The 25,237-nt window shown below is 69.6% G+C and carries 21 protein-coding genes; 5 read left to right on the top strand and 16 right to left on the bottom strand.

The genetic code is table 11. The annotated features are described in order from the left end of the window. Positions 1 to 80 precede the first annotated feature (80 nt). Entirely contained in the window at positions 81 to 1,727 is a 1,647-nt protein-coding gene (locus tag ABD259_RS07775; RefSeq protein ID WP_344105114.1) for a glycoside hydrolase family 13 protein, read from the top strand. A gap of 22 nt (positions 1,728 to 1,749) precedes the next feature. Here ABD259_RS07775 and ABD259_RS07770 read toward each other — a convergent pair whose 3' ends face one another. From ABD259_RS07770 to ABD259_RS07740, 7 genes are all read right to left on the bottom strand, one after another. Continuing rightward, a complete protein-coding gene (locus tag ABD259_RS07770; protein ID WP_344161178.1) occupies positions 1,750 to 4,608 on the bottom strand; it encodes a DEAD/DEAH box helicase in 2,859 nt (952 codons plus the stop codon). Positions 4,609 to 4,729: 121 nt separating this feature from the next. Beyond that, positions 4,730 to 5,614 (bottom strand): diacylglycerol/lipid kinase family protein, encoded by an 885-nt coding sequence (locus tag ABD259_RS07765; protein ID WP_344105169.1) that lies wholly within the window; start codon positions 5,612 to 5,614, stop codon positions 4,730 to 4,732. A gap of 140 nt (positions 5,615 to 5,754) precedes the next feature. Beyond that, complete coding sequence (locus ABD259_RS07760) at positions 5,755 to 6,153, bottom strand: DUF397 domain-containing protein (protein ID WP_344105110.1); 399 nt, start codon at positions 6,151 to 6,153, stop codon at positions 5,755 to 5,757. Between the two features lie 83 nt (positions 6,154 to 6,236). Beyond that, on the bottom strand, positions 6,237 to 7,064 hold the full coding sequence (gene tatC, locus ABD259_RS07755) for a twin-arginine translocase subunit TatC (protein WP_344105167.1): 828 nt from the start codon (positions 7,062 to 7,064) through the stop codon (positions 6,237 to 6,239). A 362-nt stretch (positions 7,065 to 7,426) separates the two neighbouring features. Further along, entirely contained in the window at positions 7,427 to 7,768 is a 342-nt protein-coding gene (locus ABD259_RS07750; RefSeq protein ID WP_344105165.1) for a twin-arginine translocase TatA/TatE family subunit, read from the bottom strand. A gap of 9 nt (positions 7,769 to 7,777) precedes the next feature. Beyond that, a complete protein-coding gene (locus ABD259_RS07745; RefSeq protein WP_344105108.1) occupies positions 7,778 to 8,026 on the bottom strand; it encodes a hypothetical protein in 249 nt (82 codons plus the stop codon). Positions 8,027 to 8,162: 136 nt separating this feature from the next. Beyond that, positions 8,163 to 10,169 carry a helix-turn-helix transcriptional regulator gene (locus tag ABD259_RS07740; protein ID WP_344161175.1) on the bottom strand — a complete coding sequence of 669 codons (2,007 nt, stop codon included), beginning with the start codon at positions 10,167 to 10,169 and terminating at the stop codon, positions 8,163 to 8,165. Between the two features lie 85 nt (positions 10,170 to 10,254). Between ABD259_RS07740 and ABD259_RS07735 the strand changes: the two genes are divergently transcribed. Beyond that, entirely contained in the window at positions 10,255 to 11,415 is a 1,161-nt protein-coding gene (locus tag ABD259_RS07735; RefSeq protein WP_344105104.1) for a DUF3866 family protein, read from the top strand. A 72-nt stretch (positions 11,416 to 11,487) separates the two neighbouring features. Here ABD259_RS07735 and ABD259_RS07730 read toward each other — a convergent pair whose 3' ends face one another. The 5 genes from ABD259_RS07730 to ABD259_RS07710 all read right to left on the bottom strand — a co-directional run bounded on the left by ABD259_RS07730 (position 11,488) and on the right by ABD259_RS07710 (position 16,404). Continuing rightward, positions 11,488 to 12,594 (bottom strand): FKBP-type peptidyl-prolyl cis-trans isomerase, encoded by a 1,107-nt coding sequence (locus tag ABD259_RS07730; RefSeq protein WP_344105102.1) that lies wholly within the window; start codon positions 12,592 to 12,594, stop codon positions 11,488 to 11,490. Positions 12,595 to 12,700: 106 nt separating this feature from the next. Beyond that, on the bottom strand, positions 12,701 to 14,059 hold the full coding sequence (pafA, locus tag ABD259_RS07725; protein WP_344105100.1) for a Pup--protein ligase: 1,359 nt from the start codon (positions 14,057 to 14,059) through the stop codon (positions 12,701 to 12,703). 188 nt (positions 14,060 to 14,247) lie between these two features. Continuing rightward, the gene (gene prcA, locus ABD259_RS07720) at positions 14,248 to 15,000 is read right to left on the bottom strand and encodes a proteasome subunit alpha (RefSeq protein WP_344105163.1); all 753 of its coding nucleotides are present in this window, start codon (positions 14,998 to 15,000) and stop codon (positions 14,248 to 14,250) included. Between the two features lie 85 nt (positions 15,001 to 15,085). Further along, positions 15,086 to 15,931: a proteasome subunit beta gene (prcB, locus tag ABD259_RS07715; RefSeq protein ID WP_344105097.1), complete on the bottom strand. Its 846-nt coding sequence runs from the start codon at positions 15,929 to 15,931 to the stop codon at positions 15,086 to 15,088. 269 nt (positions 15,932 to 16,200) lie between these two features. Continuing rightward, on the bottom strand, positions 16,201 to 16,404 hold the full coding sequence (locus ABD259_RS07710) for a ubiquitin-like protein Pup (protein WP_344105095.1): 204 nt from the start codon (positions 16,402 to 16,404) through the stop codon (positions 16,201 to 16,203). A 546-nt stretch (positions 16,405 to 16,950) separates the two neighbouring features. Here ABD259_RS07710 and ABD259_RS07705 point away from each other — a divergent pair. Then, positions 16,951 to 18,111 carry a S1 family peptidase gene (locus ABD259_RS07705; protein ID WP_344105093.1) on the top strand — a complete coding sequence of 387 codons (1,161 nt, stop codon included), beginning with the start codon at positions 16,951 to 16,953 and terminating at the stop codon, positions 18,109 to 18,111. Positions 18,112 to 18,288: 177 nt separating this feature from the next. Here ABD259_RS07705 and dop read toward each other — a convergent pair whose 3' ends face one another. After that, positions 18,289 to 19,809 (bottom strand): depupylase/deamidase Dop, encoded by a 1,521-nt coding sequence (gene dop / locus ABD259_RS07700; protein ID WP_344105091.1) that lies wholly within the window; start codon positions 19,807 to 19,809, stop codon positions 18,289 to 18,291. A 325-nt stretch (positions 19,810 to 20,134) separates the two neighbouring features. Here dop and ABD259_RS07695 point away from each other — a divergent pair, with 325 nt between their 5' ends. Then, positions 20,135 to 20,596 (top strand): nuclear transport factor 2 family protein, encoded by a 462-nt coding sequence (locus tag ABD259_RS07695; protein WP_344161172.1) that lies wholly within the window; start codon positions 20,135 to 20,137, stop codon positions 20,594 to 20,596. Between the two features lie 53 nt (positions 20,597 to 20,649). Here ABD259_RS07695 and arc read toward each other — a convergent pair whose 3' ends face one another. Together arc and ABD259_RS07685 are read right to left on the bottom strand one after the other, a co-directional pair. Further along, positions 20,650 to 22,416 (bottom strand): proteasome ATPase, encoded by a 1,767-nt coding sequence (gene arc, locus ABD259_RS07690; protein WP_344105086.1) that lies wholly within the window; start codon positions 22,414 to 22,416, stop codon positions 20,650 to 20,652. A gap of 236 nt (positions 22,417 to 22,652) precedes the next feature. After that, positions 22,653 to 23,636, bottom strand: a complete 984-nt coding sequence (locus ABD259_RS07685) for a tRNA (adenine-N1)-methyltransferase (protein WP_344105084.1) — start codon at positions 23,634 to 23,636, stop codon at positions 22,653 to 22,655. Between the two features lie 283 nt (positions 23,637 to 23,919). Here ABD259_RS07685 and ppgK point away from each other — a divergent pair, with 283 nt between their 5' ends. Further along, complete coding sequence (ppgK, locus tag ABD259_RS07680; RefSeq protein WP_344105081.1) at positions 23,920 to 24,702, top strand: polyphosphate--glucose phosphotransferase; 783 nt, start codon at positions 23,920 to 23,922, stop codon at positions 24,700 to 24,702. A 40-nt stretch (positions 24,703 to 24,742) separates the two neighbouring features. On the opposite strand, the gene ABD259_RS07675 is transcribed toward ppgK, so the two are convergent. After that, on the bottom strand, positions 24,743 to 25,111 hold the full coding sequence (locus tag ABD259_RS07675) for a hypothetical protein (protein WP_344105079.1): 369 nt from the start codon (positions 25,109 to 25,111) through the stop codon (positions 24,743 to 24,745). Positions 25,112 to 25,237: the final 126 nt, after the last annotated feature.

The following is a 25,237-nucleotide window of genomic DNA, read 5'->3' as shown; positions in this document are numbered from 1 at the left end:
GACGATACCCGCTGCGATCCCCGCTGAAGACCTGGCCCGCGGACGTTTCCCCGGCGTGAGGACCGGTGATCACTCCCGGCATGAGCGCTCCCCGAGGCACCCCTGAGACCGATGCGTGGTGGCGCGACGCCGTCATCTACCAGATCTACCCCCGCAGCTTCGCCGATGGCGACGACAATGGCACCGGCGACCTGATCGGCGTCACCCGGAGGATCGGCCACCTCGCCGACCTGGGTGTCGACGCCGTGTGGCTGTCTCCCTTCTATCCCTCCCCGATGGCCGACGGCGGCTATGACGTGGCCGACTACCGCGATGTCGACCCGCGCTTCGGGTCCCTCGACGATTTCGACGCCCTCGTCGAGGCCGCACACGGGCGGGGTATCCGGATCTACATCGACATCGTCCCGAACCACACCTCCTCGGCCCACCCCTGGTTCCAGGCCGCTTTGGCCGCGCCGAAAGGGTCCCCCGAACGCGACCGCTACGTGTTCCGCGACGGCATCGGCCCCAGTGGCGAGCGGCCCCCGAGCAACTGGGCGTCGCGGTTCGGCGGCTCGGCCTGGTCGCGGACGCCCGACGGGCAGTGGTACCTGCACCTGTTCCACCAGGACCAGCCGGATCTCAACTGGTCCAACCCCGAGGTGCGCGCCGAGTTCGACGACATCCTGCGGTTCTGGTGCCGACGCGGCGTCGACGGCTTCCGGATCGACGTCGCCTACGCCATGGTCAAGGATCTGAACGAGCCGCTGCGGGACGTCGTCATGGTCCCGAGCCACGCCGACGAGGTGACCGCCAACCCCGACCACCCGTTCCTGGACCGCCCCGAGGTGCGCGACATCCACCGGGAGTGGCGGCGCATCCTGGACGGGTTCACTCCGCCGCGCGTCGCCATCGGCGAGATCTGGCTGCCGACCGATCGGAGGCTGCGCTACCTGGGTCCGGACAAGCTCCACCAGGCGTTCGACTTCGACTTCCTGCTGTGTCCTTGGGATGCGGCGGCCTACCGCGCGGTGATCGAGGAGGCCGTGGACGGGGCGACCGCCGCCGGGAGCGTGCCAACGTGGGTGTTGGGCAACCACGACACCGTGCGCCCCGCCTCAAAGTTCGGCCTGCCGCCGGGAACGGACCTGACGTCGTGGCTGATGAGCGACGGCACGGCGCCGCCCGCCGACCCCGCCCTGGGGCTGCGCCGCGCGCGGGCGGCGGCGCTGCTGCAGCTGGCCCTGCCGGGTGCGGCCTATATTTACCAGGGCGAGGAGCTGGGACTGCCGGAGGTGGCCGACCTGTCGCCGGAGCAGCTGCAGGATCCGGTGTGGGAGCGCAGCGGGCACACCGCCAAGGGGCGGGACGGCTGCCGGGTGCCCATCCCCTGGGAGAAGTCCGGCCCCTCCCTGGGCTTTGGGCGCGCGGCGGGGTGGCTTCCCCAGCCGGAGGGGTGGTCCGAACTCTCCGTGGCGGCCCAGACCGGCGACCCCGGTTCCACCCTGGAGATGTACCGGGCGGCTCTGCGCGCGCGTCGCGCGCTCTCCTCCGGCACACGGTTCACCTGGGACCGTGAGCTGAATGTCGGCGATGTCCTGGCCTTCCGCCGCGACGACCACCTGATCTTGGTCAACACGGGGAGCGCACCGGTCCCGCTGCCGCCGGGTGAGGTGGTCGTCGCCAGCGCGGATCTGCCCCCGTACGAGCTTCCGGGCGACGCCGCGGTATGGCTGCGCACCGGCTGACCCGGTCGGGGGCCTCCCCCGCTCAGCCCACCGACGAGTACGCCACCACGCCGCGCCGGACGAGGTCGATCGCCTTGCGCGCGTTGGCCCGCACCTTGCTGCCTCCGGGGGCGGCACCGGCGATCTGGCTGAGCATGTCGACCAACTGCTTGGTGGTGCGCACGAAGTCACCCGCCGGCATGTCGGCCTCCATCAGGATCCGGTCCAGCCGGTCGCCGCGTGCCCAGCGGTGCGTGATCCACACGAAGCCCAGGTCGGGGCGGCGCAGGAAGGAGACCTTGTGGCGGTGTTCGACGTCGTGCAGCTCGCCCCACAGCCGCTCCATCTCCTCCAGCACCTGGGCCGGGGCGCCGTCGGGCACGCGCGGGAAGGGGTCGTCGTTGCGCCGCGACTCATACACCAGCGACGCGACGCAGGTCGCCAGGTCCTGCGGGTCCAGTTCCTCCCACAGGCCGCGGCGCAGGCACTCGGCGACCAGCAGGTCGAGCTCGGAGTAGACCTGCGCGAGCCGCCGCCCCTCCTCGGTGACGGTGTCCCCGTCGAGGTAGTGCAGGTCCTGCAGCACACCGCAGACGCGGTCGAAGGTGCGCGCGATGACGTGTGAGCGGCCCTCAACCCGGCGGCGCAGGCTGTCGGTCTCCTTGAGCAGGCGGAAGTAGCGCTCGGCCCAGCGCGCGTGGTCCTCGCGGTCGGCGCAGCCATGGCAGGGGTGGGACCGCATCTCCCGGCGGATCCGGTTGATTTCCGGATCCTCCGGACCGCGGTCGCCTTCGCCGCCGCGTGGCGGACGGCCCTCCCCGCCCGTCTCCTTGAGGCGGTTGCGCAGCGACGAGGCGAGGTCGCGGCGGTCCTGAGCGGAGCGCGCGGAGAAGTTCTTCGGGATCCGCAGTCGGCCCGCCGGTTCCACCGGCACCGGGAAGTCGGCGGCGTTCACGCGTTTGACCTGCCGGTTGGAAGTCAGCACCAGCGGGGCCGGGAGCTCACCGCGGGTGCCGGGGTCCAGCACCACGGCGAAGCCGGTGTGCCGCCCGGCGGGGATGCGGATGATGTCGCCGGGCCGCAGCCGCTCCAGGCTGGCCACGGCCTCCTCGCGGCGCCGCGAGGCGCGCCCCTTGGACGCCTGCGCCTCGCGGTCGCTCAGCTCCCTGCGCAGCCGCGCGTACTCCATGAAGTCGCCCAGGTGGCACTCGGCCGCCTTGGCGTAGCCCTCCAGCGCTTCCTCGTGCTTGCGGAGCTGCTTGACCAGGCCGACGACGGCGCGGTCGGCCTGGAACTGGGCGAAGGACGCCTCCAGCATGTTGCGGCTGCGCTCGCGGCCCACCTGGCCGACGAGGTTGACGGCCATGTTGTAGGAGGGCTGGAAGCTGGAGTTCAGGGGGTAGGTCCGGGTGCTGGCCAGGCCCGCGACCGCCTCCGGGTCGGTTCCGGGCTGCCAGATCACCACGGCGTGGCCCTCGACGTCGATGCCGCGCCGCCCGGCCCGACCGGTGAGCTGGGTGTACTCCCCCGGTGTGAGGGCCGCGTGCGTCTCGCCGTTCCACTTGTCCAGCTTCTCGATGACCACGGTGCGCGCCGGCATGTTGATGCCCAGCGCCAGGGTCTCCGTGGCGAAGACGGCGCGGATCAGCCCCCGAGCGAACAGGGTTTCCACGACTTCCTTGAAGGTGGGCAGCAGTCCAGCGTGGTGCGAGGCCACCCCGTTCTCCAGGGCGCGCAGCCACTCGTGGTAACCGAGCACCGCGAGGTCGGCGGGTGGGATCTCGGCGCACTGCCGCTCGGCGTACTCGCGGATCTCGTCGGCCTCGTCCTCGGTGGTGAGGGAGAGCCCGGTGGCCATGCACTGGCGCACGGCGTCGTCGCACCCGGCGCGGCTGAAGATGAAGGTGATGGCCGGGAGCAGGCCTTCGCGGTCCAGCTCGTCGATGATCTGGACGCGGCTCGGCGGAGCGAACTTGGCGCGCGGCCGGGGGCCGCCCCGCGCCCGGGTCTGCGGGTGGCGGCGCCGATGGGCGAGCTGGGTGATCCGGTCGTCCTCCTGGGCCAGGCGGATGAGCCGGGGGTTGACCCGCTGCTTCTCGCCGTTGAACACGACTTCGGCGCTGCGGACGCCGTTCTCGCGGCGGTCGCGCTTGCGTTTCCGCTTGCGGCCGCGCCCGTCTTCCGCCTCGGCGTCGTCGCCTCCGTCCGCGGCCTCGTCCTCGATCGGGACGAAGAGGTCGTGGATCCGCTTGCCGGCCATCACGTGCTGCCACAGCGGCACGGGGCGCTTCTCGTCCACGATCACCGTGGTGTCGCCGCGCACCTGCTGCATCCACTCGCCGAACTCCTCGGCGTTGCTGACCGTTGCCGAGAGCGCGGCGACCTGCACCGACTCCGGCAGGTGAATGATGACTTCCTCCCAGACCGCTCCGCGGAAGCGGTCGGCGAGGTAGTGCACCTCGTCCATGACGACGTACCCGAGACCGCCGAGGGTGTGCGAACCCGCGTAGAGCATGTTGCGCAGCACCTCAGTGGTCATGACCACGATCGGTGCCTCGCCGTTGACGCTGTTGTCGCCGGTGAGCAGGCCGACCCTGTCCTGGCCGTAGCGGCGCACCAGGTCGGTGTACTTCTGGTTGGACAGGGCCTTGATCGGGGTGGTGTAGAAGCACTTGGCGCCGTCGCGCAGCGCGAGGTGCACGGCGAATTCGCCGACGATGGTCTTGCCCGACCCGGTGGGCGCCGCTACCAGCACGCCGTGCCCCGACTCCAGCACCTTGCAGGCGCGGATCTGGAAGGGGTCGAACTCGAAACCGTAGAGCCTCTGGAATTCCTCGATCGTCCCGCTGGATTCAGCCTGACGCCGACGGAATTCGGCGTAACGCGCGGCGTGCGTACTCATATTGATCAAGCCTATGGCGTGTGAGCGAGTGACGCGGACGGCGAACCCGCCGCGGGCGGTGGCGGTGGCCGGTGGTTCCCCCCGGAAAGGCGACAACCGGCCGACAGTGCGGCCCGCCGCGTCAGGTCAGCACGCGCACCGAACGGGGCACCACCTCGCAGGTGATGGGCAGTTCAGCGAGGCGCTCGCCGTCGGCGTAGCCGACGACCGGGCGGGCGGCGCGGTCGGGGGCGCTGATGGCGACGGTGCGCCCGCGCAGGACGGTGACCTCGTCCAGACCGGTGTGGCTGCCGTCGAAGACATGGGGGAAGAAGCGGAGGAACGAGGCGCGGGGAACGGCGTGCACGAACACGACCTCCAGCAGGCCGTCGTCGGCGACGGCTCCCGGGCAGACGCGCATGCCGCCGCCGTAGGAGGAGGTGTTGCCGACGGCCACGAGCATGCCCTCGGCCTCCAGGCGCTCGCCGTCGACCTCCACGGTGAAGGGCAGTGGCGAGAAGGACGACAGTTCGGCGGCCAGCCCGATGAGGTAATTCATCCGGCCGAGCCCGAACCGGAAACCGTTCACCCGCTCGTTGACGCGTGAGTCGAAGCCGCAGGCGAGCACGCTCAGGTAGTAGCGGCCTCCTGCGGCCACGGTGTCGGCGTCGGTGGTGCGGCCGTTGAGGATCGCCTCGGCGGCCTCGGGCACGGAGCGGGGGACCGCGAAGGCGCGGGCGATGTCGTTTCCGGTTCCCGCGGGAACGATCCCCAGCGGTACGTCGGTCCCCACCACGGCCTGCAGCGCGCCGTGGACGAGTCCGTCACCGCCGACGACCGCCAGCGCGTCAGGGCCCTCGGCGACGACGTCGCGGGCCAGGCGCACGGTGTCCGCCGGGCTGCGGCCGATGTGGACCGAGACGTCAGCGCCGCGGCCCCGCAGCGCACTCAGGAGGCGGGCACCGACCACGGCAGAACGGCCGCGGCCGGCGGCGGGGTTGACCAAAAGCGCGATCTGCTGAGCCATGGCGGTTCCGATCGGGGGCAGCGAGGGACGGTCGGGGAGCCGGTCCACGGGGGTGATGTACCGCGACGCGCACGGCACGTTCCCGTCCACCGGCTCCGTGTCAGTGCCCTCTATCTCTACCCGGACCGAGCCGTTCTCCGCTAGTCCGACGTCGTGTTCTCGTCGGTCTCCGCGTCCTTGGCGGGCCTGGTGTTGTTCGGCGAGGGAACCGCAGTGACCGGCACCTCACCGCGCTGGATGGCCGCTTCCTCGGGCGTGAGGTACTCCTCCGGAATGTCGAACTCGCCGTCCTTAGCGCCCAGCACGAACGCCTCCCACTCGGCGGGCGTGAAGAACAGGATGCCCTTCTCCGGGTTCTTGCCGTCGCGGACGGCACGGAAGCCGTCGTCGAACTTGGCGACCTCGACGATGGCGTCGGAGTCCTCACGGGACAGCGAGGAGCGCATCCACACCGCGTCGGTGGTGTCGTGCCACTTCTCGTTGCCCATCGCCTCGGGCGGAAGCTCGCGCTTGGTCTCTTCGGCGGGCTTGTCACTCATCGTGCTCGCCTCCTGCTACTCGGGGATGTGCTCCGGCGGGTTGGGATCGGATCCGGCCGCAGGGGGCGGATCCGAGGATGACCCTAGCGCTTCGGCGTTCCCCGGGCTCCCTCATTGTCATCCTCGTCCATCACGTCGTCGAGCGAGGAGATCTCGTCGTCGTCGAGGTCGGCCAGGGCGTCGACGGCGCGGGTGCGGCGGTCGTTGATGAAGCAGAAGAGTTCCGCCAGCTCGAAGAGGAGGATGATCGGGATCGCCAGCGCGAGCATGGAGATCGGCTCGGCGGGTGTGAGGACCGCGGCGAGCACGAAGGAGAAGAAGATGATGACGCGGCGCCACTTGGCGATGGCCGCGTGCGGCAGGACGCCCATGAGGTTGAGCAGCGCGACGAGGAGTGGCATCACGAAGCCGACGCCGAAGACCACCATCATCAACATCATGTAGTTGAGGTAGTTGTCGATGGTGATCATCGGCACCGCGTCGGCGGGGGCGAAGCCGAAGAGCACCTCCATCGCCAGCTTGGTGATGTAGTAGGCAAGCACGGCCCCGGTCAGGAACAGCACGACGGCCAGCGGCACGAAGACGTAGGTGAACTTCCGCTCCCGGCGACGCAGGGCGGGCGCTACGAAGGCCCAGAGCTGGTAGAGCCAGAAGGGGCTGGAGACCAGGATGCCGACGATCACCCAGACCTTGAAGGCCACGAAGAACGCGTCGAAGACCCCGGTGAAGATGAGGTTGCACTGCCCGCCGTCGACCACTGCCTGGGCCTCGGGCAGCGCGCAGTAGGGCGCCTTGAGGACCGCCCAGACGGGGTCGTAGACGTAGTAGCCGACCACGGTGCCGAGCGCGATGGCGATCATCGCCTTGACGAGCCGGTTGCGCAGTTCGCGCAGATGATCCATCAGCGGCATGCGCCCTTCCGGGTCCTTCACCCGCCGCTGTCGCCGCACCTGCATCGCCCGTCTACGCTCCTCGAACCCTCAACGCACGTCGTCACCAGCGCCGCCCGTCCCGTAGGGGCGCCGCCGGTCCTGCTCTTCGCTCTACCACCCGGGCGTTGGTCTCGGGAGAGCGCACCGGGCTCCGGCGCCTTCTCCCGACCTCACCCCCCGGGCGGGTCCCCCGTATCCTCCGGTCGCCGCCACATCCGGACGGTCCAGCTGGTCCGGCCGGTCGGGCGAGGAACCGGTGACCGCACCGGCCGCGCCGTCCCACCGGTCGGGTCCGCACGACCGTCCCGGCCGCGGTGGCCGTCCTCGTCGTCCTCGTCGTACTAGTCGTTGTAGCCGCGACGGACCGGCTCACCGTTCTCGTTGACGATACGCTGGCCCGAGGGGAGCTCCGGGTAGCCGCCGGGCGCAGGCTGCTGCCCATTGGTCGGCCCCTGGTGGACATCGTAGGCCTGGGGGGCGGGGGTCGAGGGCTGCTGCCCCTGCTGGGCGGGGTCCGCCTTCTCGCCGTGCTGCTCGCCGGTCTCCTCGTCCATCAGGCCCTTGCTCTCGGCCTTGAGGATCCGGGCGCTACGTCCCAGCGACCGGGCCAGCTCGGGCAGCTTCTTCGCGCCGAACAGCACCAGTGCGATCAGCACCAGAAGTGCAATGGTCTTGGCATCCATCCCCATGGCTCAACCTCTCTTCGGGGCGCTACCTGCCTCATCGATGGTACGCGCAGTGCTGGCGTGCACCACGCGCACCTGCTCACGAGCGCGCTCACCCGCGTCGCGCAGCGCCGCGTAGCCGGGTGCCAGCTCGTCGCCGGTCCGCTCCATCGCGGCGTGCAACCGCCGCATCTCCGCCAGCATGCGGACGACAAGGACCGCCACGACCAGTGTCCCGACCGCGGTCACCACCGCGAGGCCGACGAAAACAAGCACCGTCTCACCTTACTTCGTCGTATCCGAAATTCACCCGACACCCGGACGAACCGGGCATGGCCACGATCCGAACGCCGCCGCGTGTGGTGATCGGCACGTTTCCCGGCGTCGCCGCTCGCTGGTCGCCCGTCATCCGCTACCCCGCCCCCTCGTAGGCGGACAGGGCGCGGCGCGCGTCCTCGCGGACGCGCTTGGCGAGGTCGTGCGGGGCCACCACACGCGCCCGCGGCCCCAGCCGCAGCGCCAGACGGCACGCCCACGCGGGGGCCGGCGTCCGCAGGGTCGCCCGCAGCCGCCCATCGGGCAGCTCCCGCACCTCCGAGCACAGGTAGTCTTCGGTCACCCAACGCGCCGACGCGTCCAGGTCCAGCGTCACCCGCGCGTCGTCCTCCGAGAGCTGCAACACACCGCCGCTCAGATCGCGGCGGCGCGCCCGCGACGGCACCTCGGCCGGATAGGGCAGCACCGTCAGATCCAGTACGCGGTCGAGCCGGAACAGCCGGACGTCCTGGCGCAGGCGGCACCAGCCTTCCAGGAACGTGTGACCGTCCTGCACCACGAGCCCCATGGGGTCAACGTCGCGCTCGGTCACCTCGTCCACGTAGCCGGACAGGTAGCGCAGGTGCACCAGCTGGCCCGCGCGCAGCGCCTCGTCGCAGCGGCGCTGCAGTTCGCGGACCTCGTCGGTGAGCTCGATCCGCACACCCACGGAGTCGACGAACCGGTCGGCCGCGGCCCCCGCCGCGGCGCGCAGCTTCTCCCCGGCCCGCTTCAGCGCGTCGCTACCGCCCATCCCCGGCAGTTCGCCGAGCAGCTCCACGCCCACGACCAGGCTCGCCGCCTCGTCCGCGGTCAGCCGCAGCGGCTGGGCGATGGTGTCGGCGTTGCCGATGATGATCTCGCCGGTCGACCGCGCCGCTTCGAGGTCCACCTCGATCAGGTCGCCGGGCGTGTACCCGGGCAGCCCGCACATCCACAGCAGGCTCAGGTCCTTCAGCACCTGGGCTTCGGACAGCCCGAAGTGCCCGGCCACCTCCGGGACCCGGACGTCGTGGCTGAGCGCGTAGGGCACCAGCATCAGCAGCCGACGCAGCTGCTCGGCGGTGGACGCCGAGCGCCGGGATTCGGGCTCCGGGGCGCCGCCGTTCACCGGTTCGGCGTCCTCTTCCAGCGGCTCCTGGTCCGCCACGAACGACAGGTGCCGCACCAGGGCCGCGCGCGCCTCCTCCGGCGCCTCCATTCGCACCCGGTCGCCGAACCGCGCCACGGTGCCCACCAGCTGGTCCAGGTCGGTGTAGGGGTAATCCACCACATCCCACCTGTGCTGGCCCTGTTCGGCGGTGCCGGGGATGACGCGCAGGGCGCCGCGGCGCAGCTCGTGGGCGGAGTCGGCGTGGACCCGCAGCCGCGCCACGCGCTCCGGCTCGTGCGGTTGGCCGCTGACCACCGACCGCACGTCCACGTTCTCCGGCACCCGCACCGTCCTGCCGCCCGCGAGCGGCACCACCGGGCCGGTGACGCGGCCCAGCCGGAACACGCGCCGCGCCTGGCGCTGGCGGTCGTAGCCGGCCACATACCAGTGGCCCTTGACGTTGACCACGCCCCAGGGTTCCAGTTCCCGCCGGGCGGAGGTCTGCTGGCCCGGTTTGCGGTAGTCGAAGGCCACCGCGCGGCCGTCCCGCACCGCCTGCCACATCGGCAGGAACGCCGGTTCGTCCGTGCCGAGGACCGGGGTGATCCCGGGGGCGGCGTCCGAGTCCACCGGTACCCCGGCCGCGCGCAGCTTCATCACCGCGTTGGCCGCGGCGTCGCCCAGCGCCGCGTGCCGCCACGCCCGCGCCGCCAGGCCGAGGACGGCCGCCTCGTCGGGCAGCAGTTCGATCTCCGGCAGCTCGTAGTCGGCCCGGGAGATCCGGTAGCCCTCCTCGTCGTTCCAGATATCGCCGCCGCCCGTCTCGATGGGGATGCCGCTCTCGCGCAGTTCCTTCTTGTCGCGCTCGAACATCCGCTTGAACGCGGCGTCACTCTCGGCCTCGGAGTATCCGGCCACCGTCGCGCGGATCTCGCGCGCGGTGAGGAACCGTCGCGTGGCGAGCAGGCAGATCACGAGATTGAGCTGCCGTTCGGTCTTCTTCCGCGACATCGCCGCTTCCTTTCTCCCGCGCCCACAGGCGATTCTCGCGCGTTCTCCCCCTACGCCTCTGGGCCATGACGGTACCGTGCCAAGGGTGATCAGATGGCGCTCAGGAGAAGTCACCGCAATCCGACGCACCTGGCCCGGGGCGGCCGAACTCGATGTCCGCGTCACCGAGGGCGGCCCCACCAGCGACGACCCCAGAGCGGACAGCGCCGTCGGAACGGGGCAACGGGCACAGGGCAGCGAGGAGAACGGCGACCGCACCTGCCGCGCACTCGCCTACACCGACCTCGTCGGCCGACCGGAGAAGGGCGACCGGGTGCTGCTCAACACCACGGCGCTGGATATGGGGCTGGGCACGGGCGGCTACGCCATGGTCGTCGCGCTCCCCGACCGCCTCCCGCCCGACCCGGACCCGGCACCCGGGCATCTGGTCAAGGCGCGCTACACACCGCTGCAGACGACGGTGCTCGGCGCCGACGAGCAGGACTCCCCGCACCACGCCCTGCTGCGCGACGCCGACGGCGTCGACGGCATGCCGGTGGTCACCGCCGACCTGCACTCGGCCCTGCCCGCGATCCTGGCGGGAGTCCACGATTCTGGGCCCGAGGCCCGCGTGGTCTACGTGATGCTCGACGGCGGCGCCCTGCCCGCCGCCTTCTCCCGCTCTGTCGCCGGTCTACGCGAGGCCGGCTTGCTCGCGGCCACGGTCACGGTGGGCCAAGCGTTCGGCGGGGATTTGGAGACGGTGACGGTGCACACGGGGCTGCTCGCTGCGCGGCACATCCTCGGCGCCGACGTCGCGATCGTGACCCAGGGCCCGGGCAACCTCGGCACCGGAACCCCGTGGGGTTTCTCTGGTGTCGCGGCCGGCGAGGCGGTCAACGCGGCGGCCGCCCTGGGCGGCCACGCCGTGGCCGCCCTCCGCGTCAGCGAGGCCGATCCCCGCGAGCGCCACCGGGGGGTGTCCCACCACAGCCTCACCGCCTACGGCAGGGTCGCCCTGGCCCCGGCCGATGTCGTCGTCCCCCAGCTCCCCGGCGCCTTCGGCACCCGCGTCCGCTCCCAGGCCGCCCCGCTCGCCGAGCGCCACCTCGTGGTGGAAGTCCCCGTCGACGGCCTGCGTCAGACGTTGAAGGATCTCCCCGTGCACCTCTCCACCATGGGCCGCTCCCTGGACGGCGACGCCGCCTACTTCCTGGCGGCGGCCGCCGCAGGACGCCACGCGGCGAGCCTCATCGCACCGTCCTGATCCCGCCCGTGGCTCCCCGCGGGCAGACCCGCGGGGAGCCGTCAGACGACCTCAGGACCAGGCGAGAGCGACCTATTTGTCGCCGTCGTCCTTCTTGCCCTCGTCGTCCTTGTTTTTGCTGTCCTTCTCGTCGTCCTTCTTCGCGTCCTTGTCATCCTTCTTGTCGCCGTCCCCCGCATCGGCCTGCGGCGGCGGGGTGCTGTCGACGGCGCCGAGGATGTCCACGACGAAGACCAGTGTGCCCTTGGGGGCGCCGTTCGGGGCGTCCTTGCCATAGGCGAGGTCCGGCGGGATCACCAGCATCACCCGACTGCCGACCTTCTTGCCCTTCAGGCCCTGGTCCCAGCCCTTGATGACCTGGCCCTGGCCGACCGCGAACGTGAACGGCTTGCCGCCCTTGTCCCAGGTGGAGTCGAAGATCTTGCCGTCGCTCCACTGGGCGCCGGTGTACTGGACGACGACCTGCTGCTCGTCGGTGACCTCGGGGCCGTCGCCCTCGATGAGGTCGACCGTTTTCAGCTTCTTGGGCGGGTCGGTGTCCTCGGGGATGGTGATCTCCGGCTTGCCGTGCCCGGCGTCCGGGACGGTCGGGAGGCCGTCGCCGCCGTCCGTGGTCTGCTCTCCGTCGACGATGTCGCCCTTGCCGTAGCGCTTCTCGACGTCGACGATCGACACCTGGTCACCGGGCTCGGGGCTGGGCTGCCCCATCGCCTTGGCCTCCTCGGGGTCCTGGCCCGGGAAGACGAACACGACGCGGCTGCCGACAGGCTGGTTCACCAGGTTCTTGCGCAGGTCATCGCTCATCTCCTCCAGGTTGAGGAGCACCGGCGCGCCCCTCTCATAAGAGGACTGCTTCTGCTCGCCCTTGCCCTTGCCGGTCCACTGGTAATCGACCATCTGCACCTGGAGCAGGTCGTCGTTGCGGATTAGGGCGCCTTCCCCACTGCCTTTCTTGGCCACACCGGAGATCTGCTCTCCGGGGGGCGCCTTCCCCTCGAAGTCGACCTTGGGTGCTTCGCCGACCTTGCCGGTCACCGAGGGCAGCCGGGTGTCCATCTGGTCGGAGTCCGACCGGAGGAAAGCGGGGGTCTTCCAGTCCTCGGGAATCGACGCGCAGCTGGACATCGCCAGCAGAACGGCTGAGAACGGCACCGCGAGGGCGGCGGCACGTCGTCGCATAGGTCACTACCTCAATAATCCGGCTCGGGTCCCCGATACACTATCGAAAGGCCAATAGTGCCGTCTCCGGGTGAGAACCGGGTAAGAGGGCCCTGGGCCCCTCCGATCACATGCCGGCGATGAGCTTCTCCACCCTCTCGTCCACGGCCTTGAACGGATCCTTGCAGAGCACGGTGCGCTGCGCCTGGTCGTTGAGCTTGAGGTGCACCCAGTCGACGGTGAAGTCGCGCCGCTTCTCCTGCGCCCGGCGGATGAACTCGCCGCGCAGGCGAGCCCGGGTGGTCTGCGGCGGGATCGACTTGGCGGCGAAAATCTTCAGGTCGCCGATCACGCGGTCCATCTCGCCCTTGCGCTGCAGGAGGTAGAAAAGGCCGCGGTCGCGGTGGATGTCGTGGTAGGTCAGGTCGAGCTGGGCGACGCGCGGCGACGACAGCGACAGGCCGTGCTTGGCGCGGTAGCGCTCCAGGAGCTTGTACTTGGCGACCCAGTCGATCTCGTTCGCGACCAGGTCGAGGTTCTGTGTCTCCACCGCCTCCAGGGTGCGCTGCCACAGCTCCAGCACCCGCTTGCCCGTGGCGTCGGTGCCGTTGCGGTCGACGTAGACCTGCACCTTCTCCAGGTACTCGCGCTGGATCTCCAGCGCGCTGGCCTCGCGGCCGTTAGCCAGGCGCACCTTGCGCCGCCCGGTCATGTCGTGGCTGACCTCGCGGATCGCCCGGATGGGGTTCTCTAGTGTGTAGTCGCGCATGACCACGCCGGTCTCGATCATCCGCAGCACGAGGTCGGTGGAGGCGAGCTTGAGGAGCGTCGTGACCTCGCTCATGTTGGAGTCGCCGACGATGACGTGCAGCCGCCGGAAGCGCTCGGCGTCGGCGTGCGGTTCGTCCCGCGTGTTGATGATGGGCCGCGAGCGTGTCGTCGCCGAGGAGACCCCCTCCCAGATGTGCTCGGCACGCTGGCTCACGCAGTACAGCGCGCCCCGCGGTGTCTGCAGCACCTTGCCCGCACCGCAGATGATCTGGCGGGTCACCAGGAAGGGGATGAGGACATCGGCCAGGCGTCCGAACTCGCCGTGCCGCCCGACCAGGTAGTTCTCGTGGCAGCCGTAGGAGTTGCCCGCGGAGTCGGTGTTGTTCTTGAAAAGGTAGATCTCGCCCGCGATGCCTTCTTCGTGCAGCCGTTGCTCGGCGTCGACCTGCAGGCCCTCCAGAATCCGCTCGCCGGCCTTGTCGTGCGCCACCAGGTCGGCGAGGTTGTCGCACTCGGGGGTCGCGTACTCCGGGTGGCTGCCCACGTCCAGGTAGAGGCGCGCGCCGTTGCGGAGGAAAACGTTGCTGCTGCGTCCCCAGGAGACCACCCGGCGGAAGAGGTAGCGCGCGACCTCGTCCGGTGATAGCCGCCGCTGCCCGCGGAAGGTGCAGGTGACGCCGTACTCGTTCTCCAGGCCAAAGATCCGACGTTCCATGCGGTTCTCACCCGTTTCCCGTCCCATGGCCACAGCGGTCGGCGAACGCCGCGGCATCGCAACGACTCCACCCTATTTATCGGCTCCGGAGCGACCACGGAAACGAACGAACCACCGAGGAAACTCCGCCGGGCCTCGGTTCCGCGGGGTTCGCCGCCCCCGCGGAACCGAGGCCCCTCACGTCTGTGTCAGGAGGCGCCGCCCCCGGCCGCGTCGGAGCCGGACGCGGAGCCCTGCTCGGCTTCCTGCGCGGCGTGGCCCTCGTCGATCAGCCGGGTGAGCCGGTCGCCCTGGATCCGGCGGAACTTGCGGTGCTCGCGGTCCCGCTCCAGGACGGCCACTTCCAGGCTGCTCGCCTCCAACTCGCGCTGCTCGCCGTTCTCGTGCTTGAGCGCGTGCATCGCCGAGACCAGGGCCGTGCCCAGCGGCGCGTCCTTGTCGAACCGCTCCTTGAGGGCGCTGCTGACCCGCTCGGCCGAGCCGCCCATGGCCAAGAATCCGCGCTCGTCGACGACCGAGCCGTCGAAGGTGATGCGGTAGATCTGGTCGCCGTCGGAATCGTCGCCCACCTCGGCGACCACGATCTCCACCTCGGCCGGCTTGTTGCTCTCGCTGAACACCGACCCGAGGACCTGGGCGTAGGTGTTGGCCAGCTGGCGGCCGTTGACGTCGCTGCGGTCGTAGGCGTAGCCGCGCACGTCGGCGAAGCGCACACCCATCAGCCGCAGGTTCTCGAACTCGTTGTACCGGCCGACAGCGGCGAAGGCGATGCGGTCGTAGAGCTCACTGATCTTGTGCAAGGTCCGGGACATGTTGTCCGCGACGAACAGAATGCCGCCGTCGTATTGGAGTACGACGGCGCTGCGGCCGCGCGCGATTCCCTTGCGCGCGTAGTCCGCCTTGTCCTTCATGCTCTGTTCGGGCGAGACGTAGAACGGCATCGTCACCGCAGATCGTTCCTTTGCTCAGGTCGTCGGGTTCGGGGCGTCGGTGCGGCACCGCGGGTGTGCAAGAGTTCGGTCGCAATCACCGCAGTGGCGCGGTCGGTCCGTCGGGGCGCTGCGCGCGTCCCTCGACGACCTGTGTGGCCACCCGCTCGACCTCGTCGGCCGGGAGCCGCTGGTGGCCGTCCTCGGTGATCACGTCGACCAGCGGGTAGATCTTGCGGTGCACGTCCGGCCCGCCGGTGGCGGAGTCGTCGTCGGCGGCGTCGTACAGCGACTGGACCGCCGCGAACACCGCGTCCTGCTGGCTGAAGTCCTCGCTGTAGAGCTTCTTCAAGGCGCCCTTGGCGTAGACCGACCCCGACCCGACGGAGTGGTAGCGGTGTTCTTCGTAGCGCCCGCCCACAGGGTCGTAGCTGAAGATCCGTCCCGCCTCGCGTGCCAGGTCGTACCCGACGAGCAGCGGCACCACCACGAAGCCCTGAAGGGCCATGGGGAGGTTGCCGCGGATCATGGTGGCCAGCTTGTTGGCCTTACCTTCGAGCGAGAGGGAGCGGCCCTCCATCTTCTCGTAGTGCTCCAGCTCGACCTGGAACAGCTTGGCCAGCTCGATGCCGATACCCGCAGCCCCGGCGATCGCGACGGCCGAGAACTCGTCGGTGCGGAAGAGCTTGTCCATGTCGCGGTTGGCGATGACGTTGCCGGAGGTGGCCCTGCGGTCACCGGCCAGGACCACGCCGCCGGGGAAGGTCAGCGCGACGATCGTGGTGGCGTCCGGCGTGAGATGCGCACCGGTGCCCTGCGGAAGCTCCCGCCGCCCCGGCAGCAGGTCGGGGGCGACCTGACCGAGGAACTCGGCGAAGGAGGAGGTTCCGGGATTCATGAAGGCGGCGGGCAGCCGACCACCGAACTCGAACGCTTCAGACACGCGACTCCCTTCGGTCGCGTCCCGCCCATCGACCGGGGGCAGGCGGGGCGCATGGGGTAATTCCATCTACCGTTGACCCTACTGACGCCGTGGGACCGGTGTACTCACCGATCTTGACTTCCGCTGTCAGCGAACCACGTCGGGTCGGTGCGCGCCGATGCCCACGCGGCAGCCGCCCTGTGCCCGCGATGGGTGAAGGACTCGGCGCGGCCCTCCCCGATTCCTACCCGGCCCGCGATCGCGCGCTGCGACGGACGCCGACCGGCGGCCTACTCTCCGCCCTTCTGCACGAACTGGCGCACGAAGTCCTCGCTGTTGGACTCCAGGACCTCGTCGATCTCGTCGAGGATGTCGTCGACTTCCTCGTCCAGCTTCTCGTTGCGCTCCTGGACGTCGGTATTCGCCTCGACTTCCTCGACGTCCTCGTCGCGGCGGTTTGCGTGCCGCTGCCCGCCGGTGTCCTTCGTCGCCATCGGATCAACCTCCTCGGTCGCGGGACTCTCGCCCTTATCTTGGCCCAACGAGCCCCGGCTCAACCTTGATCGTGATGCCCGTTGTGTGCACGTTACCCCCAAGGGTCCCGTACATCCGTACGAACAACGATGTGGCGCCCGGGATTCCCCATGCTCCTCCAGGGCAACTTTTGATCAGTTTCGCCGGCCAGCTCCCGCAGACGTGGCCGCATCCGGCCACACAACCAGGGTTGAAATCGCAACAAACCTAGATTTTTTACCCCATGCGTTCGCATGACTCCAGCTCGTCGCACATGCCCCCATCCGTGGATCTTGCGGACAGGTCGGATGAAACCATCATAGGTTGACAAACGTCATTTTTGTTTCCATTTCCTCCCTGTTGTTGAAGCGTGTACCGATTTATAGTCCCAATCGCCTACCGAATGCACGGTAGGCACACGTCAGAGACCGCCCCACAAGGACGGTCCCCGACGTCAGGTTCGACGCCATCGCCGGCAACGGCGTCGGCCCTGCCTTGTTCACTCAGACCAGCAAGGAGCAGGGAACGTGCGAACATCCCCCATCTTCAGCGCGCTGGGCGCGACCGCCCTCACCGTCGGCCTCATCGCCTCCCCAGCCCCCGCTTCCGCCGACTCCCCCACCGACGCGCCCCAGAACGCCCCCGACAGAGCCGACACGCAGACCGAGGCGCTGCAGCGCGACCTCGGCCTGTCCTCCCCCTCCGAAGCCACGAAGCTCCTGGCGGACGAGGCCAAGGCCCGCAAGCTCGAACGCACGGCACGTAAGGCCGCGGGCGACGCCTTCGGCGGCGCGGTCTACGACCAGGGCAGCGGCAAGCTCACGGTCTCGCTGACCGACGCCTCGGCCACCGAGAAGATCGAGGCCCTCGGCATGAAGACCCGCCTGGTCGAGCACGGCGAGGAACAGCTCGACGACGTCGTGGACGAGCTCAACGACGCCGAGGACACGGCTCCGGCCGAGGTCACGGGCTGGTATGCCGACCTTGCGGACGACAGCGTCGTCGTCACAGCGCTGCCCGGCGAGACGAAGGCCGCCAAGGACCTCATCGCGGATGCCGGAGTCGACGCCGACGCCGTGCGTATCGAGGAGAGCTCCGAGCGCCCCGAGCTGTACGCCAACATCGTCGGCGGGCTCGCCTACTACATCGGCAACCGGAGCCGCTGCTCGGTCGGGTTCACCGCGACCAACAGCTCCGGGCAGCCCGGGTTCGTCACGGCCGGACACTGCGGCAACCGCGGCGACTCCGTCCGGCTCGGCAACGGCCGCGGGGTCTTCGAGAACAGCATCTTCCCCTACTACGACATGGCGTTCGTGCGCGCGACCTCGAACCTGAACCCCACCAACCTGGTGTCGATGTACAACGGCGGCTACCGAGAGGTCGACGGTTCACGCGAGGCCAACGTCGGCGCGTCGGTCTGCCGTTCCGGTTCCACCACCGGCTGGCACTGCGGCAGGATCCAGGCCAAGAACCAGACGGTGCGCTACCCCCAGGGCACGGTCTACGGCATGACCCGTACCAGCGTGTGCGCCGAGCCCGGTGACTCCGGCGGCTCCTACATCTCCGGTAACCAGGCCCAGGGCGTGACCTCCGGCGGCTCGGGCAACTGCCGCAGCGGTGGCACCACGTTCTTCTTCCCGGTCAACCCGATCCTCAGCCAGTTCAACCTGACGCTCTACACCGGCTGACCCCGCTTCCCTCGGACCCGCCTCCGAGCGGGTCCGAGGCCCGCAGCCCCCCTCCAGGGAGCCCCGCCGACCGCCGCGACGGCGGTCGGCGGGGTGCGACGCCTCCGGACGACCTGACGGCCCAGCGCCCCGTAGCGGGCGTTGGGGTGGACGACACCGAGGAGCCTCAGGCACCCCTCAGCGGCGGCCTCCGGTGAGGACGGCCACCAGGTCGGCCGCGGTAGCGCAGCGGTCCAGCAGCGCCCCCACGTGCTCCTTGGTACCGCGCAGCGGCTCCAGCGTGGGGACGCGCTGCAGGGAGTCGTAGCCGGGCAGGTCGAATATGACCGAGTCCCACGAGGCGGCGGCCACGGAGTCGGCGTACTGGGCCAGGCAGCGCCCGCGGAAGTAGGCGCGGGTGTCCTCGGGCGGCTCGGTGATGGAGCGCTCCACCGCGGCGTCGTCGAGCAGGCGGCGCATCCGCCCGCGCGAGGCCAGCCGGTTGTACAGCCCCCGCTCCGGGCGCACGTCGGAGTACTGCAGGTCGACGAGTTCCAGGCGGTGGTGGCCCCAGTCCAGCCCGTCGCGGCTGCGGTAGCCCTCCAGCAGCTTGAGCTTGGCCACCCAGTCGAGCTCCTCGGCGAGCTGCATGGGGTCCTCGTCGAGGCGGTCGAGGGTCGACTCCCAGCGGTCCAGGACGTCGGCGGTTTCGAGGTCGACATCGGCGCCGTAGCGGTCCTGGACGTATTTGCGGGCCTGGTCGAGGTACTCGCGCTGGATCTGGACCGCGGTCATCCGGCGGCCGTCCCGCAGCCGCGCCGCGTGGCTGAGGCCCGGGTCGTGGGAGAAGGCGCGCAGGTCGGCGACGGGCGTCTCCAGTGACAGGTCGACACTGATGAAGCCGTCTTCGATCATGGCCAGGACGATGGCGGTCGTGCCGAGCTTGAGGTAGGTGGAGACCTCGCTCATGTTGGCGTCGCCGATGATGACGTGCAGCCGCCGGTACTTGTCGGGGTCGGCGTGCGGCTCGTCCCGGGTGTTGATGATGGGGCGCTTGAGGGTGGTCTCCAAGCCCACCTCGACCTCGAAGAAGTCGGCGCGCTGGCTGATCTGGAAGCCGCTGTCGCGGCCGTCGGCACCGATGCCGACGCGTCCCGCACCGCAGATCACCTGGCGGGACACGAAGAAGGGGATGAGGTGCCGGACGATGTCGCCGAAGGGGGTCGCGCGGCGCATCAGGTAGTTCTCGTGGCAGCCGTAGGAGGCGCCCTTGTTGTCGGTGTTGTTCTTGTAGAGCTGGATCGGGTCGACGCCGGGGATCGCGCCCGCGCGGCGGGCCGCGTCGGCCATCACCCGCTCACCGGCCTTGTCCCACAGCACGGCGTCGAGGGGGTTGGTGACCTCGGGCGCGGAGTACTCGGGGTGGGCATGGTCGACGTACAGCCGCGCGCCGTTGGTGAGGATGACGTTGGCCAGGCCGAGATCCTCGTCGGTGAGCTGGGTGGGGTCGGCCACCTCCCGAGCGAGGTCGAATCCGCGCGCGTCGCGCAGCGGGTTCTCCTCCTCGAAGTCCCACCGCGCCTTGCGCGCCCGCGCGGCCGAGGCCGCCAGGTAGGCGTTGACCACCTGCGTGGAGGTCACCATCGCGTTGGCTCCGGGATTGCCGGGTACGGAAATGCCGTACTCGGTCTCGATGCCCATAATCCGCCGAACACTCATGATGGAAGGTTATCCACCGTCGCGCCATCTTGAACTCGGCGTAGCGAATTGTGGCCCAACAGCTGCCTTCTTATGGGAGTACCGGTACCCGGGTGAGCGGTGAGGCGGCAGATGCTCTACGTCGAGAGACGCGGGTGGCCCCGGTGCCGCGGCCACAGCGACGTTGGGTCGATGACGCCGGCGGGCGGCGCGCGCCGAAACTCGCCAAAGCCCCGCCACACCGCGGCACGCGCACCTCGGCATCACAGCTGAGCAGGCACGACATGCGAGAATCGTCGAACATGCCCTCCTCTCGACCAGTTGAATCCAGCACCGAGGAGGAGATATGGCCTTCGTGGTCGAGCCGATGACCGACGAGCAGCGCAAGTCGGTGGCGTTCGAGTTCTTCCGCCGCTTCGACCGGGGCGGAGACGTACTCGAACTCTTCGATGAGCACGCCGACGCCTGGTTCCCCAAGTGGGGGGTCGCCCACGGCCGCCAGGCCATCGGCCGCATGTTCGACGACGTGGCGCAGCTGTTCGACTTGATCAGCCACAACCTGGAGTGGCTGAAGTTCTACGTCGCCGGCGACGTGGTCGTCGTGGAGGGGACCACGCAGGGCGTCACGGCCAAGGGCATCGAATGGCGGGGCGGTTTCACGCACGGCGGGCGCTGGGCCGACGTCATGGAAATCCGCGACTTCAAGATCCAGCGGCTCTTCATCTACCTCGACCCCGACTTCGGCGGCGAGGACACCAGCCGCTACCCCTGGCACACCGACGGCGGACACCCGACGCCCGCTCTCTAGCCGCAACGCAGGGGGCCCGCCGGATCCTCCGGCGGGCCCGTCCTGCCGCGTCGTTACAGGTACTGACCGGTGTTGGCCACCGTGTCGATGGACCGGCCGGAATCCGCGCCCTTCTTGCCGGACACCAGGGTCCGGATGTAGACGATGCGCTCGCCCTTCTTTCCGGAGATCCGGGCCCAGTCGTCGGGGTTGGTGGTGTTCGGCAGGTCCTCGTTCTCGCTGAACTCATCGACGCAGGCCTGCATGAGATGGGAGACCCGAAGACCCTTGGCCTGGTGGTCGATGTAGTCCTTGATGGCCATCTTCTTGGCGCGGTCCACGATGTTCTCGATCATCGCGCCGGAGTTGAAGTCCTTGAAGTACAGGACTTCCTTGTCGCCGTTGGCGTAGGTGACCTCCAGGAAGCGGTTCTCCTCGCTCTCGGTGTACATCCGCTCGACCACACGCTGGATCATGGCGTCGACCGTGGCGGAGGCGGACTGGCCGTGCTCGGCCAGGTCGTCCTCGTGGAGGGGCAGGTCGGTGGTGATGTACTTGGAGAAGATGTCCCGGGCTGCCTCCGCGTCCGGGCGCTCGATCTTGATTTTCACGTCAAGGCGGCCAGGCCGGAGGATCGCCGGGTCGATCATGTCCTCGCGGTTGGAGGCGCCGATGACGATGACGTTCTCCAACCCCTCCACACCATCGATCTCGCTGAGGAGCTGCGGGACGATGGTGTTCTCGACGTCGCTGGACACGCCCGACCCTCGGGTGCGGAAGATCGAGTCCATCTCGTCGAAGAACACGATGACCGGTGTGCCCTCGCCGGCCTTCTCCCGAGCCCGTTGAAAGACCAGGCGGATGTGCCGCTCGGTCTCGCCAACGTACTTGTTGAGCAGCTCGGGACCCTTGATGTTGAGGAAAAAACTCTTGCCGACATCGTGGCCGGTCTTTTGAGCGACCTGCTTGGCCAGTGAATTGGCCACGGCCTTGGCGATGAGGGTCTTACCGCATCCGGGAGGACCATAGAGCAGCACGCCCTTGGGCGGGCGCAGCTGGTGCTCGTAGAAGAGGTCCTTGTGCAGGTACGGCAGCTCGACAGCGTCGCGGATCATCTCGATCTGCCCGCTGAGACCGCCGATGTCGGTGTAAGCGATGTCCGGGACCTCTTCGAGGATGAGCTCCTCGACCTCGGACTTGGGGATGCGCTCGTAGACGTAGCCCGAGCGCGGTTCGAGCAGCAGGGAGTCGCCGGGCCGGACCGGCTCGTCGCGCAGCGGCTCGGCCAGCCGCACGATCCGCTCCTCGTCGTGGTTGGAGATCACAAGCGCGCGATCGCCCTCAAGGAACTCCTTGAGCATGACGACCTCGCCCACGGTCTCGAACGACTGGGCCTCGACCACGTTGAAGGCCTCGTTGAGCATGACCTCCTGGCCGGGGCTCAGCTGCTCGATGTCGACCGAGGGGCTGACATTGACGCGCATCTTGCGGCCGTTGGTGAAGATTTCGACCGTCTCGTCGTCGCGCGCCTCCAGGAAAATGCCGAATCCGGACGGCGGCTGCGCGAGCCGGTCGACTTCCTCCTTCAACGCCACGATCTGGTCGCGCGCTTCCTTCAGGGTTGCCACAAGGCGCTCGTTCTGACCATTGGCCGCGGCGAGGTTGGCCTGCGCCTCGCGGAGCCGGTCTTCTAGGAGCCGCACGTGGCGGGGGGAGTCCGCGAGCTTGCGCCGGACTACGCTGAGTTCCTTTTCCAAATAGGAGACCTGAGCGGTGAGTTCCGCGACTTCACGGTCGCGCTCCGCCTGACGCTCGTCGTCGCGTTCGGCCACGTCCGCCACCTCCCTATTAAGAGGACGACTACTCGGAACCCTACCTACCCGTGGACTATTCCTAACCTCCGGTCCGCCGTCAGTGTGGAAGGACTCACTTTTTGATCTTGTAAACGCCTAGGTCACCCTGGCAGACGGCCACGCGACGTAATGAGAAAGTAACGTTCTCACCCAGCCGCGCGGCCTGATCCGGCCACCGGACGTGGCCCCTGCCGACGCCCGCGGCGCGGTAATCCCGGCCCCAGCTACTCGGCGTCACCGCCGCGACCGTCGGCGCCGGCCTCGGCCGTGTCCGCGGGGGCCGGGGGCTCCGTGGGTCCCGTCTCCTTGGCGGCCGCTCCCCCGCCCTCGCGGGCGCCGCGCGACTTCTGGTAGTCCTCGCCGTAGGCACCCTTGGCGGGGCGGCGCCGACGGTCGGGCGCCTGCGCTCCGTCGGCCAGGCGGCGCGCGGTCACCAGGAAACCGGTGTGCCCGATCATCTTGTGGTCCGGGCGCACCGCCAGGCCCTCCACGTGCCAGTTGCGCATCATGGTCTCCCACGCGTGCGGCTCGTAGAAGTTCCCGTGCTCCCGCAGCTCCTCCACGACGCGGGAGAGCTGCGTGGTGGTGGCGACATAGGCGCACAGCACGCCGCCGGGGATGAGGGCCTTGGCGACGGCGTCGAGGCACTCCCAGGGGGCGAGCATGTCGAGGATGACGCGGTCCACCTCGGTGTCGGAGATGGACTCGGCGAGGTCACCGACAGTGAGCCGCCAGGCCGGGTGCGGCCCGCCGAAGTACCGCTCGACGTTGTTCCGGGCGATCTGGGCGAAGTCCTCGCGGCGCTCGTAGGAGGAGACCATGCCCTCGTCGCCGACGGCGCGCAGCAGCCAGCACGACAGCGACCCCGATCCGGCGCCGGCCTCGATGACCCGGGCGCCGCGGAAGATGTCGGCCTGCGCGACGATCTGCGCCGCGTCCTTGGGGTAGACGATGGTGGCGCCGCGCTTCATCGACAGGGTGAAGTCGCTGAGCAGGGGCCGCAGCGCGACGTAGGCGGTCCCGGAGGTCGAGCGCACCACGCTGCCCTCGGGCTGCCCGATCAGGTCGTCGTGGTCCAACCGTCCTCGGTGGGTGTGGAACGCCGTGCCGGCGCGCAGGGTGATGGTGTGCATCCGACCCTTGGGGTCGGTCAACTGCACGCTGTCGCCGTCTTCGAAGGGTCCGCGGCGGCCGTGGATGCCGGTCACTGGTGCTCGTATCTCCCACGTCGTGGATGGTCTGGTCAGGGCAGTCGTCCAGGGTATCCGTCTTTTCTCCCGGTCGGCGCAATCCCGGACGCCCGGCGGCCAGGCCACCGGGCGCGCTCCGGCACGTGTCGGCCGGGACGGGGATCAGGGAGACCAGAAGCGGGGAAGAATGGCATCTGGACCGCACGGCCGCCTACGCGCGTTGGCCGTGCGGGCACAGCATCAGGCCGGCCGATGAGCTGCACAGGACGCGCAGGCGCGCGGAGGGAAAGGGCGGGAGACGATGACGGGCCACACGCCCCGGATCGGGCTGGGGATCGACATCGGCGGCAGCGGGATCAAGGGCGCCCCCGTGGATCTGGACTCCGGGACCTTCGTGGTGGACCGGGTGAAGATCGCCACGCCGCGGCCCGCGACACGCGAGGCGTTGGCCAAGGTCGTCGCCGAGATCGCCGCGTCGTTCCCCAAGCATGTCGGCGAGGACTGCCCGATGGGCGTGACCTTCCCGGGGGTCGTCAAGCACGGGGTCGCGTACAGCGCGGCCAACGTGGACGACTCCTGGGTCGGTGTGCAACTGGAGCACGTGTTCTCGGAAGTGACGGGCCGCCGGGTGCACGCCCTGAACGACGCCGACGCCGCGGCCGTGGCCGAGGACCGCTTCGGGGCGGCGCGCGATACCGAGGGCGTCCTGCTGCTGACGACGCTCGGCACCGGGATCGGTACGGCACTCCTGGTGGACGGGCGGCTGGTGCCCAACACGGAGTTCGGGCATCTGGAGATCGACGGTCAGGACGCCGAGACCCGGGCGGCCACCAGCGCGCGGGAGCGCGACAATCTCTCCTACGAGGAGTGGGCGACCCAGCGCCTGCAGCGCTACTACTCGGTGGTGGAGGACCTGCTGTCGCCCGACCTGATCGTGGTGGGCGGCGGCGTCAGCCGCAAGGCCGACAGGTTTCTGCCGCTGCTGCATCTGCGCGCCCCCATCGTGGCGGCTCAACTGCGCAACACAGCGGGCATCGTCGGAGCGGCCGTGATGGCGGCCGAGCGCTTCGGCGCTCCGTCCTGACCTCCTGGTGGACGGCGGCCGCCCCGACGGTGGAGAACGCCTAGCGACGAGCGGTGTGCAGGACCTGGACGATACGACGGGCCGCAGTGGCGCTTTCGGCCGCCGGAGCGAGGGGAGCGTGGTGGGGGGCCGAGGTAGAGGGGTCCCCGGCCCACCGCAGCCACCACCACAGACGTCCCCGGTGCGGGCGCAGCACAGCGCGCTGGATACGGCGCGCGGGACCGTAGGCGATCGCGTCAACGGCCCCGATGACCCCGTCCATCCGCGCCTCCAGCCCGCAGGAGCGCAGCTCGACCGTGAGGCTGCTGAGCTCCCGGAGCCAGCCGGAGTCGACCGAACTTCTGCCATCGAAGCATGGGCCGCGTCCGGCCATGCCCGGTGTGCCCTGCGGAGGGGGCTCAGCGGTCATCGGCGCTCCACTCCTGACCTTGATCTCTCGATCCCCCGGGGACGTCCGTCTCACCACTGTGCACCGCCGCGGCCGGTCGCGATCCGGTCTATGCGTGCTGTGCATTGCCCCATTTCTCCTCCTCAT

Origin of the sequence: Nocardiopsis rhodophaea, assembly GCF_039530945.1 — a bacterium.
GTDB classification, from domain to species: Bacteria; Actinomycetota; Actinomycetes; order Streptosporangiales; family Streptosporangiaceae; genus Nocardiopsis_C; species Nocardiopsis_C rhodophaea.
The sequence above is the reverse complement of the archived record's forward strand: the minus strand, read 5'-3'. Positions and strand labels throughout refer to the sequence as shown.